Source organism: Pseudomonas sp. MDT1-17, assembly GCF_054898105.1.
Genome location: NZ_JBUBVM010000001.1, coordinates 2,187,422 through 2,204,973, shown reverse-complemented (window position 1 = coordinate 2,204,973; position 17,552 = coordinate 2,187,422). Strand labels below are relative to the sequence as shown.

Sequence of the window (17,552 nt, the reverse complement as noted above, 5' to 3'; positions counted from 1 at the left end):
TTTGAGATTCAACGTAGCCACCTAGAAAGGGAACAGCGGGCTGAGGAAGAAACGGTCGAACCAGCCTGGCTGACTCGCATCGGCAAACGCACCGGTGCCCGAATAGGTGATGCGCGCATCGGCGACACGGGTCGACGACACGGTGTTGTCGGTGGCGATGTCGTCGGCGCGAACGAGCCCGGCAATCCGTACCAGCTCATCGCCGGTGTTGAGGGTCAGCCACTTCTCGCCACGCACGGCAATGATGCCGTTGGGCAACACGTCGGCGACGGTCACGGTGATCGAACCGGTCAGGCTGTTGCTCTGGCCGGACTTGCTGTCGCCCTTGGTTGCGCGGTCACCTTCATAACCGACGTCCAGACTCAGGCTACCGCTGCCCACTGGATCACTGGTGCTCAGGCCACCGCCGAAAAACGAGCTCAGGCCGATGTCGGTCTTGCTGTTCTTGGCGGTTTGCGAATTGGCGTTCTTGCTGGCCTGGGTGCGCTCGTTCAGGGTGATGGTGATGATGTCACCGACCCGGAACGCCTTGCGGTCGCTGTACAGGTTCTGTTCAAAACCGGCCTGGTAGATCGAGCCGTTATTGGCGGCAGCCGGCAACGGCGTGCGCGGCAACACCGGGGCGTAGTAAGGGTCATTGGGCTTGGGCGGCGGGGCAACGCAACCCGCGAGCACGACGGCCCCACTCAGTGCCAGAACAGATACAAAGCGATTCATGACCCTACCTCACGGTGTTGCCGGCGACCTGATGGCCGCCTCATAGACTTGATTACAGATTCTGCGTTACGAACGAGAGCATCTGATCGGCGGTCGAGATCACCTTGGAATTCATCTCGTAAGCGCGCTGAGTGGTGATCATGTTGACCATCTCCTCTACGGTGCTGACGTTGGACGTTTCCAGGGTGTTCTGCAGCGTGGTGCCGAAACCGGCCAGGCCTGGGGTGCCGACTTGCGGCGCGCCGCTGGCAGCGGTTTCCAGGAACAGGTTGTTGCCCACGGCCTGCAGACCGGCCGGGTTGATGAAGTCGGCAGTTTGCAGGTTGCCGATCACCTGGGACGCCGGGTTGCCGGCAACGGTGATGGACACGGTGCCGTCGCGACCGACCGTGAAGGTCTGGGCATCGTTGGGGATGACAATGGCCGGTTCCAGGGCGAAGCCGCTGGCGTTGACGATCTGACCGTTGGAATCCAGGTGGAACGTACCGTCACGGGTGTAGGAGGTAGTGCCGTCCGGCTGCAGAATCTGGAAGAAACCGCGACCGTCGATGGCCATGTCCAACGGCTGCTCGGTGGTTTGCAGGCTGCCGGCAGTGAAGTTTTTCTGGGTGCCGACGATGCGCACACCGGTACCCACTTGCAGACCCGACGGCAGCTCGCTGTCCTGGGTCGACTGGGCGCCTGGCTGGCGTTTGATCTGGTAGAGCAAGTCCTGGAACTCGGCGCGGTCACGTTTGAAACCCGTGGTCGATACGTTGGCCAGGTTGTTGGAAATGGTCGTCAGGTTGGTGTCCTGGGCGGACAGACCTGTTTTGGCAACCCATAGAGCCGGAAGCATTCGATTCTCCTCGTGCGCCTGTTTTACGGCGCGACGTTCTGATAATTAGCTGATCTGCAAGACCCGAGCCATGGCCTGGTCATCGTCTTTGGCGGTGTTCATCATCTTGATGTGCAGTTCGAACTGCTTGGCCAGGGCCAGCACCGAGGTCATCTCTTCCACGGCGTTGACGTTGCTCGACTCAAGGAAACCGGACACCAGCTTGACGTTGGCATCCGCTTGCGCCGGCTTGCCGTCCTTGGTGTGGATCGAACCGTCCAGGCCTTTGGTCATGTTCTTGAAATCAGGGTTGACCAGTTTGATTCGGTCGACTTCCGCCATCACGCGAGGACCTTCGCCCATCGCACGAATGCTGATGGTGCCGTCCTCGCCCACTTCGATTTGCTGCTCGGGCGGCACGGCAATCGGCCCGCCATTGCCCATCACCGGCATACCGTTGCCGGCCCGCAGCACGCCCAGGGCGTCAACGTTCAGGCTGCCGGTGCGCACGTAGCTTTCGCCGCCGTCAGGGTTCTGCACGGCGATCCAACCGTTGCCTTGCACGGCGACATCGAGGTCACGACCGGTTTCCACCAGCGCGCCAGGGGAGAAGTCGGTGGCCGGACGCTCGGACAAGGCAAACGCACGCGCCGGAAAGCTGTCACCGAACACCGGCATCGAACGCGCCTGCTCCAGGTCTTTCTGGAAACCGTTGGTGGAGATGTTCGCCAGGTTGTTCGCATGAGCCTTCTGCGCCAGTGCATTCTGGCTGGCGCCGGTCATTGCCACATAAAGGTACTTGTCCACACTCTTTCCTCTGCATGCCGGACGTTTGCCGCCCACTGCTGTACTGCTGAGCCATAAGCAATTTGCAGACCAACTTTTTTCTGGCGGCGCGGGGCCCGGCAAACAAAGGACTTGAGGGGTTTAGAGGGGAATCAGGGATTGTGTCAAAGACGAAAAACCGGCGGTGTAATGCCGCTTACGGCAAGTGTCGACCTCTTCGGCTCAACGCCGTCCTTGTAGCAGCTGCCGAGCCTGCGAGGCTGCGTTCGGCTGCGAAGCAGTCGTGAATTCAGGCACCGCAATCCTTCAGGTAAACCACATGCATAGGTTTACGACTGCTTCGCAGCCGAACGCAGCCTCGCGGGCTCGGCAGCTGCTACAGGGACCTATGTGTTTCCGGGTTCTTTACCGACTTCATACTCACGCAACTTATTGGCAATGGTGGTGTGGGAAACACCGAGGCGCTTACCCAGTTGGCGACTGCTCGGATGCTCCGAATACAAGCGCTCAAGCACCGCTTTCTCGAAACGCCCGACAATCTCGTCCAACCCGCCCTCGAGCGAGAAATCGCCAAGTGGCTGACGCACGCCGTAATCCGGCAGACGAATATGCTCAGCCTTGACCGTCCCGCCCTCGCACAACGAAACCGCCTGGAACAACACATTCTCCAATTGCCGAACATTGCCTGGCCAATGGTAGTGACTGAGCCGCTCCATCGCCGCAGGCGCCAGTTTTGGCAGCGGGCAACCGATCTGGCGACTGGCCTGATCGAGGAAGTGCTCCACCAGCGGCGTCAGACCATCGAGGCATTCGCGCAGTGGCGGGATGTGCAGCGAAAGTACGTTCAAGCGGTGATACAAGTCCTGGCGAAACTCACCGCGCGCGCACAACTCGGACAGGTCGACCTGAGTCGCACAGATCACCCGCACATCCAGATAAACCTCTTCATCGCTGCCCACACGACGGAAGCAACCGTCCTGCAGGAATCGCAGCAATTTCACCTGCAAACGCGGGCTCATTTCCCCGACGCCATCGAGAAACAGCGTACCGCCCGCCGTCAATTCCAGCAGCCCGAGCTTGCCTTCTGCCCGCGCCCCTTCGAAAGCACCGGGGCCATAGCCGAACAACTCCGTCTCAGCCATCGATTCCGGCAGACCGGCGCAGTTGAGCGCCATCAACGGTGACTGCCCCCGCGGACTCGCCAGGTGGCAGGCTCGCGCCAGCAACTCTTTACCGGTACCGGTTTCGCCTTCTATCAATAGCGGCGCATCCAGTGGCGCCATGCGCCGGGCTTCGCGCACCACGGCGGCCATCACTTTCGAACTCTGGAAGATGCTGTCGAACCCGCGCAGCTCCTGCTTGCGCACGTTATAGATGCGTTCACCGACCCGGTCGGCGCGGTGCAGCGTGAGTACCGCGCCGGCCATGGCTTCGCTGTCGTCATGCTCCGATTGCAGTGGCGCGATGTCGGCAAGAAACACGTCACCCTTGACCTTCACCCGCAAGCCGTTGATCCGCGACTTGTTGGCTCGCACCAGTTCCGGCAAGTCGAAATCTTCGGCATAACGCGACAGCGGAATCCCCGGGACCTCATCCACCCGCACCCCGAGCAACTGCGCCGCTGCGCGGTTGGCCGCGACGATTGAGCCGCCCATGTCGATCGACAGCACCGGAAACTCCAGGGCGCCGAGCAAGGCATTGAGCTCCATGTGTCGACGCTCGCTAGGCATCAGACCTACACGCTTGACGCCAAAAACCCCGGCAATCGATTCAAATTTCGGACGCAACGCCTGGAACTGAATATTGATCAGGTTCGGGCAATGCAGGTAGATGGCATTGCCATGCTCACCGCCGACCTCGCCGCGTGCGACGTTGATCCCGTACTCGACCAACAGGTTGAGAATGTCGCGCAGAATGCCGATGCGGTTCTGGCAGTGGACTTTGATACGCATATAAAGGCCCGAAACAGGAGTGATCGAGGGCCCGAGCGAGGAATTTTCTGCGCAGGCGCCAACTTAGTCGTCAAGATTATGTGACACCTGTGCGCTGTTTCAAACCCTGGAATCTCAATAACTGCGCGACAAGCGACAATCCGTAACGAATACTTTACAAAAATTGACGAATTCTCCTACACGCGATGCCAATCACCTGCTGCAACGCCGCACACCATGGAGTATTTCTAAGTCCATAGCAGGACATAACAAGAACGATATCCCCTAGCAGGAGAGCAGCATGAAGCAGACGCAATACGTGGCTCGCGAGCCCGATGCGCAAGGTTTTATCGACTACCCCGCCGAAGAACACGCGGTGTGGAACACGCTGATTACTCGCCAACTGAAAGTGATCGAAGGGCGTGCGTGCCAGGAATACCTGGACGGTATCGAAAAACTCGGTCTGCCCCACGACCGCATTCCGCAACTCGGTGAAATCAACAAAGTCCTCGGTGAAACCACCGGGTGGCAGGTTGCCCGGGTACCCGCACTGATCCCCTTCCAGACCTTTTTCGAATTGCTCGCCAACAAGCAGTTCCCGGTAGCGACGTTTATTCGTACCCGCGAAGAGCTGGATTACCTGCAAGAACCGGACATTTTCCACGAGATTTTTGGCCACTGTCCGCTGCTGACCAACCCTTGGTTCGCCGAATTTACCCACACCTACGGCAAACTTGGCCTACAGGCTTCCAAGGAAGAACGTGTGTACCTGGCGCGTCTGTACTGGATGACCATCGAGTTCGGTCTGGTCAACACGCCAGAAGGCCTGCGCATCTACGGCGGCGGCATTCTCTCCTCGCCAAAAGAAACCGTTTACTGCCTGTCGGACGAACCTGAGCATCAGGCCTTCGATCCGCTGGAATGCATGCGCACGCCATACCGCATCGACATCCTGCAACCGCTGTATTTTGCCCTGCCGAACCTCAAGCGCCTGTTCGACCTCGCCCACGAAGACATCATGGGTATGGTCAAGCAAGGCATGCAGTTGGGTTTGCGCGCACCAAAGTTTCCGCCAAAACCAAAAGCTGCGTGATCCGCGACTTTTACGATCAAGTGAGTCTGTCAGGAACCGACGCTTTGGTTTAGCGTGGTGAATTGACGGCCGAATTCCAATCATTCGATTTCAGGAACCCATCATGTCCACATTGAACCAAGCCCACTGCGAAGCCTGCCAAGCCGGCGCTCCTCAGGTCAGCGACGAAGAACTGCCGATCCTGATCAAGCAGATCCCGGACTGGAACATTGAAGTGCGCGACAGCGTGATGCAGCTGGAAAAAATTTTCCTGTTCAAGAACTTCAAGCACGCGCTGGCGTTCACCAACGCCGTCGGTGAAATCTCCGAGGCCGAAGGTCACCACCCAGGCCTGCTGACCGAGTGGGGCAAAGTCACCGTGACCTGGTGGAGCCACTCGATCAAAGGCCTGCACCGCAACGACTTCATCATGGCCGCGCGCACTGACGAAGTGGCCAAGGACGCCGAGGGCCGCAAATAATGCATTTCGACGCCATAGGTCGAGTACCCGGCGACCCGATTCTCGGCCTGATGGAGGCCTATGCGCAGGACCCCAACCCGCGCAAATTCGACCTCGGCGTGGGCGTCTATAAAGATGCCCAGGGCCTGACGCCAATTCCCCAGTCCGTGAAGCTCGCCGAGCAGCGCCTGGTGGATCGTCAGACCACCAAAACCTACATCGGTGGCCACGGCGAACCGGCGTTCGGCAAGGCTATCAATGAGCTAGTGCTTGGCGCCGATTCCCCACTGATCGCCGAACAACGGGCCGGCGCGACTCAGACCCCGGGCGGTACTGGCGCGTTGCGTCTGAGCGCAGACTTTATCGCCCAATGTTTGCCAGGCCGTGGCGTGTGGCTGAGCAACCCGACCTGGCCGATCCACGAATCGATCTTCGCCAAGGCCGGGATCAAGGTCAGTCATTACCCGTACGTTGGCAGCGATAACCGCCTCGACGTCGAAGCGATGCTCGCGGTACTTGAAGAAGCGCCGAAGGGCGATGTGGTGCTGCTGCACGCCTGCTGCCACAACCCGACCGGTTTCGATCTTTCCCATGACGACTGGCGCCGGGTGCTGGACGTGGTGCGCAGTCGCGATCTGGTGCCGTTGATCGACTTCGCTTATCAGGGGTTCGGCGACGGCTTGGAACAGGACGCCTGGTCGACCAGGTTGTTCGCCGCCGCGTTGCCGGAAGTGCTGATCACCAGTTCTTGCTCGAAGAATTTCGGCCTGTACCGCGATCGCACGGGTGCGCTGATTGTCTGCGCGAAAACCGCTGACAAACTGGTGGATGTCCGCAGTCAACTGGCCAACATCGCCCGTAACCTGTGGTCGACACCGCCGGATCATGGCGCTGCTGTGGTGGCGACCATCCTCGGCGATCCAGAGCTGAAAAGCCTCTGGGCTGACGAAGTGGAAACCATGCGTTTGCGCATCGCCCAACTGCGCAGCGGTTTGGTTGAAGCGCTTGAACCGCATGGTTTGCGCGATCGCTTTGCGCACATCGGCGTGCAGCGCGGGATGTTTTCCTACACCGGGTTAACGCCGGACCAAGTGAAACAACTGCGCGATCATCACAGTGTTTACATGGTCAATTCAGGCCGGGCCAACGTGGCCGGGATAGATGCAACGCGTCTGGATTTACTGGCCGAAGCCATCGCTGAAGTCTGTAAATAAACCCTTGTGGGAGCGGGCTTGCTCGCGAAAGCGGTGTGTCAGGCGACATAAATATCGACTGACACCCCCTCTTCGCGAGCAAGCCCGCTCCCACATTATTTGTTCTGCGTGACTACTACCGACCTGTCTAGACAATCCCATCCGTCGCAACAAATGGATATAAAACTCTATTTGTCATTTCTCCTGCTGTATCCTTCCCAGGCTTTTTTAAAGCGCGGATCTACCAGATCTATCAACAGACTTTGCGAGGAGCGCGAAATGCACGAGATCCCTAATCTCCCCTTCCCAAGCCTGCACGAAACTGAGCAGACGCCCACGCAACAAGCCGGTGCCCAACAGCCCGAGCCGAAAGAAGCTACTGAACGCCGCAAGGCCGACAGCGAAGACTGATTCACCTGCAATGCCAGACCGTGTGGAAAGCGCTAACATGCGCTTTCCACACCGCCTGAACCTCGAGTTCCACACCATGACCGACGAATTCAGCGACACCCATGCCAGCGTACTGATCGGCACCACCGAGAAGATGATCGAGATCTGGAATCGCCTGTCCCCCGAGAAACAAGCCGCCCTCCTGGCCCGTTTCGGCAGCGAAGAAAACGCCTTGGCCGCCCTGGTCACAACGCACCTGGTCGCTCCCGCCAAACGCTGATTCACGCCACCCGGCAAATAGTTTTACTTTTCCACGACCCGCGGCCGCTCGCGCCGCTATCATAAGCAGCCTATCTATCCTGCTTCCCCGTGGACCTTTTACCCATGTCTGAAAACCAGCGCCCCCTGGCGGTCACGCTGCAAGTCGTTTCCATCGTCCTGTTCACCTTCATCGGCTACCTGAATATCGGCATTCCCCTGGCCGTGTTGCCGGGCTACGTCCACAGCGATCTGGGCTTCGGCGCGGTGATCGCCGGCCTGGTGATCAGCGTGCAATACCTGGCCACCCTGCTCAGCCGTCCTTATGCCGGGAAAATCATCGACAACAAGGGCAGCAAACTCGCCGTGATGTACGGCCTCGCCGGCTGCGGCTTGAGCGGTGTGTTCATGCTGATTTCGGCCTGGACCCAGAGCCTGCCGATGTTCAGCCTGATCAGCCTGTTGATCGGCCGATTAGTGCTCGGCAGCGCGGAAAGCCTGGTGGGTTCGGGTTCGATCGGTTGGGGCATTGGCCGGGTCGGCGCGGCGAACACCGCCAAGGTCATTTCCTGGAACGGCATCGCCAGTTATGGCGCCATCGCCATCGGTGCCCCGCTGGGGGTGTGGCTGGTCGGTGAATTAGGTTTGTGGAGCATGGGCGTGAGCATCGTGCTGCTGGCCGTCCTCGGCCTGGTGCTGGCCTGGCCGAAAACCGCCGCGCCGATCGTTGTCGGGGAACGTTTGCCGTTCATGCATGTGCTGGGGCGAGTGCTGCCACATGGTTGCGGTCTGGCGCTGGGCTCGATCGGCTTCGGCACCATCGCCACCTTCATCACCCTTTATTACGCGACTCAGCATTGGTCCAACGCGGTGCTCTGCTTGAGCTTGTTCGGTGCCAGTTTCATTGGTGCCCGGCTGGTGTTCGGCAACCTGATCAACCGCCTCGGCGGCTTTCGCGTGGCGATTGCCTGCCTGTCGGTGGAAACCCTCGGCTTGCTGCTGCTGTGGCTCGCACCGGATGCCCATTGGGCACTGGCCGGTGCGGCGCTGAGCGGGTTCGGCTTCTCGCTGGTGTTCCCCGCGCTTGGGGTGGAAGCGGTCAATCTGGTGCCGGCCTCCAGCCGTGGTGCGGCTGTCGGCGCTTATTCGCTGTTCATCGACTTGTCGCTGGGGATCACCGGGCCGGTGGCGGGTGCGGTGGCGGCCGGTTTCGGCTTTGCCTCAATCTTCCTGTTCGCTGCACTCGCCGCGTTGAGCGGTCTGGCACTGAGTGTTTACTTGTACCGGCAAGCGCCGAAGTATCGCGAAGAAAGAGACGCGCGTTAGAAGTCGACCTTACCGCGTCCAGCCTTGATGCTGCCGCGCTTGGTCTTGGATTCGAGTCGGCGCTTTTTCGAACCGAGGGTCGGTTTGGTCGGGCGGCGTTTCTTTTCGACCTTGGTGGCGCTGAGGATCAACTCGGTCAGCCTCTCCAGCGCATCGGCGCGATTGGCTTCCTGCGTGCGGTACTGCTGGGCCTTTATGATCAACACCCCTTCGCTGGTGATGCGACTGTCCCGCAGCGCCAGCAACCGTTCCTTGTAGAAATCAGGCAAGGACGAGGCCGGAATGTCGAAGCGCAAGTGCATGGCGCTGGAGACCTTGTTGACGTTCTGCCCCCCCGCGCCCTGGGCACGGATGGCGGTCAACTCGATCTCGGCATCCGGGAGATGCACGTTGTTGGAAATCACCAGCATGGAAAAGGGGTCCGCATTTGGGGTTCATCAGGATACCCGAATAGCCTGAAGGTAGATGCGGACCAATGTGGGAGCGAGCCTGCTCGCGAAAGCGGTGTGTCAGGTGAGGTGGATGTCGACTGGTACACCGCTTTCGCGAGCAGGCTCGCTCCCACCGGGGTTTTGCATGAACCCTGAAAACAACAAACCCGGCACATGGCCGGGTTTGTTGTTTCTGCGTGCTGCGTTATTTCACAGCAGCCTGCAGCGCGTGTTGGGCACTGCGCTTATTCTTGATGCCATAGCAAACCCACATGAACGCAACCCACACCGGAATCGCATACACCGAGATCTGGATGCCCGGGATCAGCAACATCACGCCGAGAATGAACACCACGAACGCCATGCAGATGTAGTTCCCGTACGGGTACCACAGCGCCTTGAACAGCGGCGTCTGTTTGGTTTTGTTCATGTGCTGGCGGAACTTGAAGTGCGAGAAGCTGATCATTGCCCAGTTGATCACCAGGGTAGCCACGACCAGCGACATCAACAGTTCCAGCGCGTTTTGCGGTATCAGGTAGTTCAACAACACCGCGATCAGCGTCACGGCTGCCGAAGCAAGGATCGAACGCACCGGCACGCCGCGCTTGTCGATCTTCGCCAAGCCTTTCGGCGCATCGCCCTGCTCGGCCATGCCCAGCAGCATGCGACTGTTGCAGTAGGTGCCGCTGTTGTACACCGACAGCGCCGCGGTCAGGACCACAAAGTTGAGGATGTGCGCGGCGGTGTCGCTGCCAAGCATCGAGAACACTTGCACGAACGGGCTGCCGCTGTAGGAATCGCCCGACGCATTCAAGGTAGCTAACAGGCTGTCCCATGGCGTCAGCGACAGCAGGATGACCAGCGCACCGATGTAGAAAATCAGGATCCGGTAGATCACCTGGTTAATGGCTTTCGGGATCACGGTTTTCGGCTTGTCGGCTTCTGCTGCGGTGAAACCGAGCATTTCCAGGCCGCCGAAGGAGAACATGATGATCGCCATGGCCATCACCAGACCGCTGACGCCATGCGGGAAGAAGCCGCCGTGGGCCCACAGGTTGGTCACCGAGGCTTGCGGGCCGCCATTTCCGCTGACCAGCAGGTAGCTGCCCAGCGCAATCATGCCGACGATCGCCACGACCTTGATGATCGCGAACCAGAACTCGGCCTCGCCAAAGACTTTGACGTTGGCCAGGTTGATCAGGTTGATCAGGACGAAAAATCCGGCTGCCGAGACCCAGGTCGGAATGTCCGGCGCCCAATAGTGGATGTATTTGCCGACTGCGGTCAGCTCCGACATGCCCACCAGAATGTACAGAATCCAGCAGTTCCAGCCCGACAGGAAGCCGGCGAAACCGCCCCAGTATTTATGGGCGAAGTGGCTGAAGGAACCGGCCACCGGCTCTTCGACGATCATTTCGCCGAGCTGGCGCATGATCATGAAAGCAATGAAGCCACAGATGGCATAGCCGAGGATCATCGACGGACCGGCGGATTTCAGGACACCGGCCGAGCCGAGGAACAGCCCGGTACCGATCGCGCCACCGAGGGCGATCAGTTGAATATGGCGATTTTTCAGGCCGCGTTTCAGCTCGCCTGAATGCGAGTTTTGTCCACTCATGAAAAGGCTCTCACGTTCAGCGTATTTACAACGGTCATGCGTCACCTGTTTGTTTTTATCTGTGACGAAATCGAACCCGACACGCTCGTGACGCGGCGGAGTGAACAAGGCGGATAGCCTTGAGGTTTGCGCAGATGCGCAGGAGGTCACAGTTAAAACGCGGCGCATTGTACACCTGTAACCCCCTGCTGCCAGACACCACTGGATCAGCGTGTCGTTTGCCGGGATTGCCTGTGTCCGCCTCGAGTGCCTCGGGCGACTGCAAAAATGGAGTCAGACCTTCGCAGGTCTTCGATGGGGGCGATGGAGAAATCGCCCCACGTGGAGAAGTGGAGATGAGTTACGGCGTTCATTGCGCCTCCTTCTTGTTATGCACCTGCACGACAGGCATGGGGCGCATCTCACCCTTCAACCGAGTCTGAAACAAGCGGACCAGAGCCTTGGATCGGGGTTAAATAGCTCTGGGGCGGAAGGTTTTCCTTACAACCATTCCACAATCGCCAAACCAAGGGTGTTAAGGCTTGATTTCGTCAGCAATTCTTTACATGCCGTAACGTAAATTTTCCGAATCAGATATGGATGCAGGCTGACTGCAAAGGGATTTTGGAGGTGGCGCCAAGGGCAGCCATCATCTGAACCTTATCTTCCCCAGTGGGGTGTTGGCGCTGGATGATGAGCCGGTGTTTGATGGACGGTTTATGTTTTAAACGATCGGCCAGACCAAAAAAAACGCCAACCCGAAGGTTGGCGTTTTTTTATGCAGTGCTTACCGATTACTCAGGCTTGCGACGACCGAAACCCGGACGCTGTCCCGAACCGGCTGGCGCACCACGGCGTTTGCCCGATGGCGCGTCCCTGTCGACCAGAACGATGCCTGGGCGCTTCTTCGGCGCTGGCTTGGCCGGGCGCTTGGTATCAGAAGGACGGTCTGCCACTGGCGTACCGCGACCCGATTCTCCACGACCAGCTGGAGCACCGCGATCGCTACGACCGCCGCTTGGCGCACCACGGCCTTCGCCGCGCTCGGTGCGACCGTTGGCCGGACGCGGCGTGCGTGGACCGCGCTCGCCGTCAGCACGAGGTGCTGCTGGCTTGCGGGCGGGGCGCTCGCCTTCGATTTGCGGTTCACGGGAGTCACGCGGTGTAGCAGCGGTCTGGTTACCGATGGCTGGACGCAACGAACGCACGCGATCGGTCTTGCCCATTGGACGCGACGATTTACGCTGCATGCGATCGAGCTTGTCTTTGCTCTTGGCGTTCATCTGCGGCATGGCCACAGGCGTCAGGCCCACTTCAGCACTCAGAATGTCGACTTCGTACTGGCTCATTTCGCGCCAGCGACCCATCGGCAGGTCGGAGTTGAGGAACACCGGACCGAAACGCACGCGCTTCAGACGGCTGACCACCAAGCCCTGGGATTCCCACAGACGGCGGACTTCGCGGTTACGACCTTCCATCACCACGCAGTGGTACCAGTGGTTGAAACCTTCGCCACCTGGCGCCTGCTTGATGTCGGTGAACTTGGCCGGGCCGTCTTCGAGGACGACGCCTGCCTTCAGACGCTCGATCATCTCGTCATCGACTTCGCCACGCACACGTACTGCGTATTCACGGTCCATTTCATAGGAAGGGTGCATCAGGCGGTTGGCCAGCTCACCATCGGTGGTGAACATCAGCAGACCGGTGGTGTTGATGTCCAGACGGCCAATGTTGATCCAGCGACCTTCTTTCGGGCGCGGCATCTTGTCGAAAACGGTCGGACGGCCTTCAGGGTCAAGGCGGGTGCAGATTTCGCCGTCGGGTTTGTTGTACATGATCACGCGGCGTACCGACTCGGCGGCTTCTTCGCGCTTGATCACCTTGCCATCAATGGTGATGGCGTCATGCAGGTCGACACGCAGGCCAAGGGTGGCGTCTTTGCCATTGACCTTGATGCGGCCGTGACTGATCCAGGCTTCTACGTCACGGCGCGAGCCGACGCCGATACGGGCGAGGACTTTCTGCAGTTTTTCGCCTGCTGGGCCGATTTCCTGGTCGTCTTTCTGGTCTTTGATACTCATCTGGGCACCTCCCGGTGTGGTCTGTTCAGGCAGCCCTGAATTGAGCGTCCTGAAGCGATGTAAAACTTGTACTTGGGCAAAGGGATCGCCGAAGGGTCGCGAATCATACGCTCATGGGAGCGTTCGCGCATCAGAGACTAGCTGATCGATGGAGACTTACTTGGTTTTCCGCCGACCGGTGGCGCCGAGTTTGATCAGCCTGAGCGACGCTTCGGCGAGTACCGTGCGCTTGTCGACCTTATCAAGCTTCTTCCACGCCTTGATCTCCCGCTTGCTGCGGCCACAGCCGAGGCAGATGTCGTCGGTGAATTTGCAGACGCTGATGCACGGGTCTTTGGTTGAGCCCATCAAATACTCCAGGCCACACAGAATAACTGTGGGAGCGAGCCTGCTCGCGAAGAGGGAGTGTCAGTCAACATCATTGTTACCTGACCCACCGCTATCGCGCGCAGGCTCGCTCCCACAGGGGATCTCAGTAACCTGCATAATGGGGTCAGTCGTCGAATTCCCGGCGTTCGGCTTCGATCGCTTCGGCGAGGGCGCGGGCTTCGGCTTCTTCGTCGCTCAGTTCAGGTTCGGGCTTGTGTTGTTCAAGGGCGGCGACGGCGGCCAGGAGTTTCTCCCGGGCTTCGGCAACACCGATCACATCGTCTTCCTGCTCTTCTTCGACTGTGGCTTCGGGTTCTACCTGAAGTTCAACTTCAATTTCAGGCTCAGGCTGATCCAGGCCTTCTTCAGTCTCAGTCACCGCTTCATCGCGCAACAGATCGTCGAAGTCGGTCTTGAGCCCCTCCTCCATGGTGTCCAGTTCCAGCAACAGGGTGTGGAAACTGGTTTCTTCCTTCGGCTCTTCCGGCTCGGCACTGGCGTCGGCCAACGCTTGCAGACTGGCAGGCACCGGCGCGTCGTCGAAATCGAGCACCGGATCAGGTTCAAGCTCGCGCAATTCAGCCAGCGGAGGCAAATCGTCGAGGTTTTTCAGGTTGAAGTGATCGAGAAAGGCCTTGGTGGTCGCGAACATCGCCGGCTTACCCGGCACGTCGCGGTAACCGACGATGCGGATCCACTCGCGCTCCAGCAAGGTTTTGACGATGTGACTATTGACCGCCACGCCCCGCACGTCTTCGATTTCGCCCCGGGTGATCGGCTGGCGATAGGCAATCAGGGCGATGGTTTCGAGCATGGCGCGGGAATAACGCTGCGGGCGTTCTTCCCACAATCGTCCTACCCACGGCGAGAATTTTTCGCGGATCTGCAAGCGATACCCGGAGGCCACTTCCTTCAGCTCGAAGGCGCGGCCGTCGCAGGACTTGGCAAGAATCGTCAGGGCTTTCTTGAAGACGGGCGGCTCCGGCCGCTCGCCCTCTTCGAAGAGTTCGAACAGGCGTTCAAGCGATTGCGGTTTTCCCGAGGCCAACAGAAAGGCTTCAAGCAGTGGCGCCAGCTCGCGGGGTTCAGTCAGGTTCATGATTCAACTCGTTATTCGGCTCGGGCCCGGACATGGATCGCCGCGAACGGCTCATTCTGCACCAGCTCGACCAAGGATTCCTTGACCAGTTCGAGGATCGCCATAAAGGTCACCACCACCCCCAGACGCCCTTCTTCAGCGGTGAACAGCTCGACAAACGGCACGAAACCACCGCCCTTGAGCCGTTCCAGCACATCGCTCATGCGTTCGCGCGTGGACAGCGCCTCGCGGCTGACCTGGTGGCTTTCGAACATGTCACCACGGCGCAGCACCTCGGCCATGGACAGCAGCAGCTCTGACAGACGCACGTCCGGCAACAGCTTGCGCGCCAGGGCTTGCGGCGCGTCGAGCTTGGGTACGACCACATCCCGGCCCACGCGGCTCAGGCCGTCGATGCCTTCGGCAGCGGCCTTGAAGCGTTCGTACTCTTGCAAGCGGCGGATCAGTTCGGCGCGAGGGTCATCTTCTTCGGCCTCGATCGTTTCAGCACGCGGCAGCAGCATCCGCGATTTGATCTCGGCCAGCATCGCGGCCATGACCAGATACTCGGCGGCCAACTCCAGGCGCACCGTCTGCATCAACTCGACATAGCCCATGTATTGCCGGGTGATTTCCGCCACCGGAATGTCGAGAATATTGATGTTCTGTTTGCGGATCAGGTACAGCAGCAGGTCCAGGGGACCTTCGAACGCTTCAAGGAAGACTTCCAATGCGTCCGGCGGAATGTACAGGTCCAACGGCATTTCCATGACCGCCTGGCCATAAACCATGGCGAAGGGCAGCTCTTGCTGGGCTCCGGCCTGACTGTCGACAACGGGTTCAACTGCAGACATCTACGCCTCGGCCATGAACGGCGTAGGGTCGCCGCAACCGACACGGATCACTTCGGGCTCGCCGTCGGCGAGGTTGATCACGGTGGACGCCTTGATCCCTCCGAAACCGCCGTCGATGATCAGCTCGACCTGATGCTCGAGCAATTGACGCATTTCGTAAGGATCGCTCATCGGATCGGTGTCGCCGGGCATGATCAGGGTCACGCTCATCAACGGCTCGCCGAGTTCCTCCAGCAGCGCCAAGGCAATCGGATGGCTTGGCACGCGCAGGCCGATGGTGCGTTTTTTCGGATGCAACAACAGCCGCGGGACTTCGCGGGTGGCGTTGAGAATGAAGGTGTAAGGCCCCGGCAGGTGAGCTTTAAGCAGGCGGAAGGTACCGGTGTCGATCTTGGCAAACAGCCCCAGTTGCGACAGGTCGCTGCAAATCAGCGCGAAGTTGTGCTTTTCGTCCAGCTGTCTCAACCGGCGCACGCGCTCCACGGCGTTCTTGTCGCCGATCTGGCAACCAATGGCGTAGGACGAGTCTGTGGGGTAAATCACCACCCCGCCGTTGCGGATGATCTCGACAGCCTGTTTTATCAGGCGCGCTTGCGGGTTTTCCGGATGAATCTGGAAAAATTGACTCACATTCTCTACCTGCTCAGACGACGGCAATATTTGGGTCATGTTTGAATCGACACCACAGTGGTGGCAGATCCTCCGGGAGCGGGCGGTATTCGCCGATCTCGGACCAGCCTCCAGGGCCATGAAAATCACTGCCGGCGCTGACCAGCAGACCGAATTCGCGGGCTAGAATCGCCAGACTGCCCACTTGCTCGGCGGGCTGATGGCCATTGACCACTTCGATAGCGTGGCCCCCTGCTTGAATATAGTCGGCAATCAGGCGGCGACGTTTGCTGCGAGTGAAATCGTAGTGCCACGGATGCGCCAGGCTGACCCAGGCCTTCGCGGCTCGCAGGGTCTCGACGGTGTCCTCCAGGGTCGGCCAGTGTTGCTTGACGTCCCCCAGCTTGCCGGCACCCAGCCATTTGCGGAACGCTTCGGCGCGATCCTTGACGAAACCTTCACGCACCATCCAGTCGGCGAAGTGCGGACGGGCCGGCGCGTTACCGCTGTCGCCCAGCTCCTGTTGAATGGCCCGGGCGCCCTCGAGCGCCCCCGGCATGCCTTTCAACGCCAACTTGCGGCTTATTTCTTCGGACCGTAGCCAGCGACCATCGTGCAATTTCGCGATGGCTTCGACCAACGGCGGCGCATTGACGTCGAAACCGTAGCCCAAAACGTGAATGGTCGCCCCGCCCCAGGTGCAGGACAATTCGACGCCATTGACCAGTTGCATCCCCAGCGCCGTCGCGGCGCTACGGGCCTCGTCGAGGCCTTCAAGGGTGTCGTGATCGGTCAAGGCCAGGACTCGCACGCCTTTCTCGAACGCACGCGCAACCAGTACCGCAGGCGCGAGGGCGCCATCGGAAGCCGTGCTATGGCAGTGCAAATCAACATTCACAGGACTGTGTAACCTCAAATCAGCTGACGCTATCGCGCGTCAATATGTTTGTTATTATGCCGCCACATCCTGCTTCTGGCTGCCACTGTGAAACAATTCATCGACTTCATCCCGCTTCTACTGTTTTTCATCGTATTCAAAATCGATCCACGGGTCGTCGACATCGGCGGTTATCAACTGTCTGTCGGTGGTATTTACAGCGCCACCGCAGTGCTGATCATCAGCTCCCTGATGGTTTACGGCACGCTGTTCATCAAGCAGCGCAAGCTGGAGAAGAGCCAGTGGCTGACCCTCATCGCCTGCCTGGTCTTCGGTAGCCTGACCCTGGCGTTCCACAGCGAGACCTTCCTGAAATGGAAAGCCCCGGTGGTCAACTGGCTGTTCGCCCTTGGGTTCATCGGCAGCCACTTCGTCGGCGATCAACTGTTGATCAAACGCATCATGGGCCACGCGCTGACCCTGCCGGATCAGGTCTGGACCCGCCTGAACATCGCCTGGATCGGTTTTTTCCTGTTCTGCGGTGCCGCCAACCTGTTCGTCGCGTTCACCTTCCAGAACTACTGGGTCGACTTCAAGGTGTTCGGCAGCCTGGGCATGACGCTGCTGTTCCTGGTCGCCCAGGGCATCTACCTATCCCGCCACCTGCATGACGCCGATACCACAACGCCAAAAACCGAGGACTGAC

The 17,552-nt window shown here is 59.5% G+C and carries 19 protein-coding genes and 1 pseudogene; 8 read left to right on the top strand and 12 right to left on the bottom strand.

Features of this window, described 5'->3' with window-relative positions; genetic code table 11:
* Positions 1-21: 21 nt before the first annotated feature.
* The 4 genes from flgH to ACYZTX_RS10190 form a co-directional block, all read right to left on the bottom strand.
* A complete protein-coding gene (flgH, locus tag ACYZTX_RS10205; protein ID WP_149418667.1) occupies positions 22-717 on the bottom strand; it encodes a flagellar basal body L-ring protein FlgH in 696 nt (231 codons plus the stop codon).
* A gap of 52 nt (positions 718-769) precedes the next feature.
* A complete protein-coding gene (gene flgG / locus ACYZTX_RS10200; RefSeq protein ID WP_008011001.1) occupies positions 770-1,555 on the bottom strand; it encodes a flagellar basal-body rod protein FlgG in 786 nt (261 codons plus the stop codon).
* Between the two features lie 45 nt (positions 1,556-1,600).
* Positions 1,601-2,341 carry a flagellar basal body rod protein FlgF gene (locus ACYZTX_RS10195; RefSeq protein ID WP_008146778.1) on the bottom strand — a complete coding sequence of 247 codons (741 nt, stop codon included), beginning with the start codon at positions 2,339-2,341 and terminating at the stop codon, positions 1,601-1,603.
* Between the two features lie 365 nt (positions 2,342-2,706).
* Positions 2,707-4,272 (bottom strand): sigma-54-dependent transcriptional regulator, encoded by a 1,566-nt coding sequence (locus ACYZTX_RS10190; protein ID WP_201186392.1) that lies wholly within the window; start codon positions 4,270-4,272, stop codon positions 2,707-2,709.
* 280 nt (positions 4,273-4,552) lie between these two features.
* Here ACYZTX_RS10190 and phhA point away from each other — a divergent pair, with 280 nt between their 5' ends.
* From phhA to ACYZTX_RS10160, 6 genes are all read left to right on the top strand, one after another.
* Complete coding sequence (gene phhA / locus ACYZTX_RS10185; RefSeq protein WP_462033954.1) at positions 4,553-5,344, top strand: phenylalanine 4-monooxygenase; 792 nt, start codon at positions 4,553-4,555, stop codon at positions 5,342-5,344.
* 103 nt (positions 5,345-5,447) lie between these two features.
* Positions 5,448-5,804 (top strand): 4a-hydroxytetrahydrobiopterin dehydratase, encoded by a 357-nt coding sequence (locus tag ACYZTX_RS10180; protein ID WP_462033953.1) that lies wholly within the window; start codon positions 5,448-5,450, stop codon positions 5,802-5,804.
* Positions 5,804-6,997 (top strand): amino acid aminotransferase, encoded by a 1,194-nt coding sequence (locus tag ACYZTX_RS10175; RefSeq protein ID WP_462033952.1) that lies wholly within the window; start codon positions 5,804-5,806, stop codon positions 6,995-6,997. The genes ACYZTX_RS10180 and ACYZTX_RS10175 overlap by 1 nt, the downstream gene beginning before the upstream one ends.
* A 258-nt stretch (positions 6,998-7,255) precedes the next feature.
* Positions 7,256-7,387 (top strand): hypothetical protein, encoded by a 132-nt coding sequence (locus ACYZTX_RS10170; protein WP_008156098.1) that lies wholly within the window; start codon positions 7,256-7,258, stop codon positions 7,385-7,387.
* Between the two features lie 76 nt (positions 7,388-7,463).
* Complete coding sequence (locus ACYZTX_RS10165; protein ID WP_462037014.1) at positions 7,464-7,646, top strand: hypothetical protein; 183 nt, start codon at positions 7,464-7,466, stop codon at positions 7,644-7,646.
* Positions 7,647-7,750: 104 nt separating this feature from the next.
* Entirely contained in the window at positions 7,751-8,950 is a 1,200-nt protein-coding gene (locus tag ACYZTX_RS10160) for an MFS transporter (protein ID WP_462033951.1), read from the top strand.
* Here ACYZTX_RS10160 and arfB read toward each other — a convergent pair.
* Complete coding sequence (gene arfB / locus ACYZTX_RS10155; protein WP_462033950.1) at positions 8,947-9,360, bottom strand: alternative ribosome rescue aminoacyl-tRNA hydrolase ArfB; 414 nt, start codon at positions 9,358-9,360, stop codon at positions 8,947-8,949. The genes ACYZTX_RS10160 and arfB overlap by 4 nt on opposite strands.
* A 226-nt stretch (positions 9,361-9,586) precedes the next feature.
* Positions 9,587-10,999, bottom strand: a complete 1,413-nt coding sequence (locus tag ACYZTX_RS10150) for an amino acid permease (RefSeq protein WP_462033949.1) — start codon at positions 10,997-10,999, stop codon at positions 9,587-9,589.
* 590 nt (positions 11,000-11,589) lie between these two features.
* On the opposite strand from ACYZTX_RS10150, the pseudogene ACYZTX_RS10145 reads away from it, so the two are divergent.
* Positions 11,590-11,706, top strand: a pseudogene (locus ACYZTX_RS10145) (leucyl aminopeptidase); the annotation flags it as partial.
* Between the two features lie 66 nt (positions 11,707-11,772).
* Here ACYZTX_RS10145 and rluB read toward each other — a convergent pair.
* The 6 genes from rluB to ACYZTX_RS10115 form a co-directional block, all read right to left on the bottom strand.
* Positions 11,773-13,059, bottom strand: coding sequence for a 23S rRNA pseudouridine(2605) synthase RluB (gene rluB / locus ACYZTX_RS10140; RefSeq protein ID WP_462033948.1), 1,287 nt, complete (start codon positions 13,057-13,059; stop codon positions 11,773-11,775).
* 156 nt (positions 13,060-13,215) lie between these two features.
* Positions 13,216-13,407, bottom strand: coding sequence for a DUF1289 domain-containing protein (locus ACYZTX_RS10135; protein ID WP_462033947.1), 192 nt, complete (start codon positions 13,405-13,407; stop codon positions 13,216-13,218).
* A 145-nt stretch (positions 13,408-13,552) separates the two neighbouring features.
* Complete coding sequence (gene scpB / locus ACYZTX_RS10130) at positions 13,553-14,527, bottom strand: SMC-Scp complex subunit ScpB (protein WP_462033946.1); 975 nt, start codon at positions 14,525-14,527, stop codon at positions 13,553-13,555.
* A gap of 11 nt (positions 14,528-14,538) precedes the next feature.
* Positions 14,539-15,237, bottom strand: coding sequence for a segregation and condensation protein A (locus ACYZTX_RS10125; protein WP_462037013.1), 699 nt, complete (start codon positions 15,235-15,237; stop codon positions 14,539-14,541).
* A 123-nt stretch (positions 15,238-15,360) separates the two neighbouring features.
* On the bottom strand, positions 15,361-15,990 hold the full coding sequence (locus tag ACYZTX_RS10120) for an L-threonylcarbamoyladenylate synthase (protein WP_461973537.1): 630 nt from the start codon (positions 15,988-15,990) through the stop codon (positions 15,361-15,363).
* 13 nt (positions 15,991-16,003) lie between these two features.
* Complete coding sequence (locus ACYZTX_RS10115; protein ID WP_462033945.1) at positions 16,004-16,867, bottom strand: PHP domain-containing protein; 864 nt, start codon at positions 16,865-16,867, stop codon at positions 16,004-16,006.
* An 87-nt stretch (positions 16,868-16,954) separates the two neighbouring features.
* Between ACYZTX_RS10115 and ACYZTX_RS10110 the strand changes: the two genes are divergently transcribed.
* Positions 16,955-17,551 carry a septation protein A gene (locus ACYZTX_RS10110; RefSeq protein WP_462033944.1) on the top strand — a complete coding sequence of 199 codons (597 nt, stop codon included), beginning with the start codon at positions 16,955-16,957 and terminating at the stop codon, positions 17,549-17,551.
* Position 17,552 lies beyond the last annotated feature (1 nt).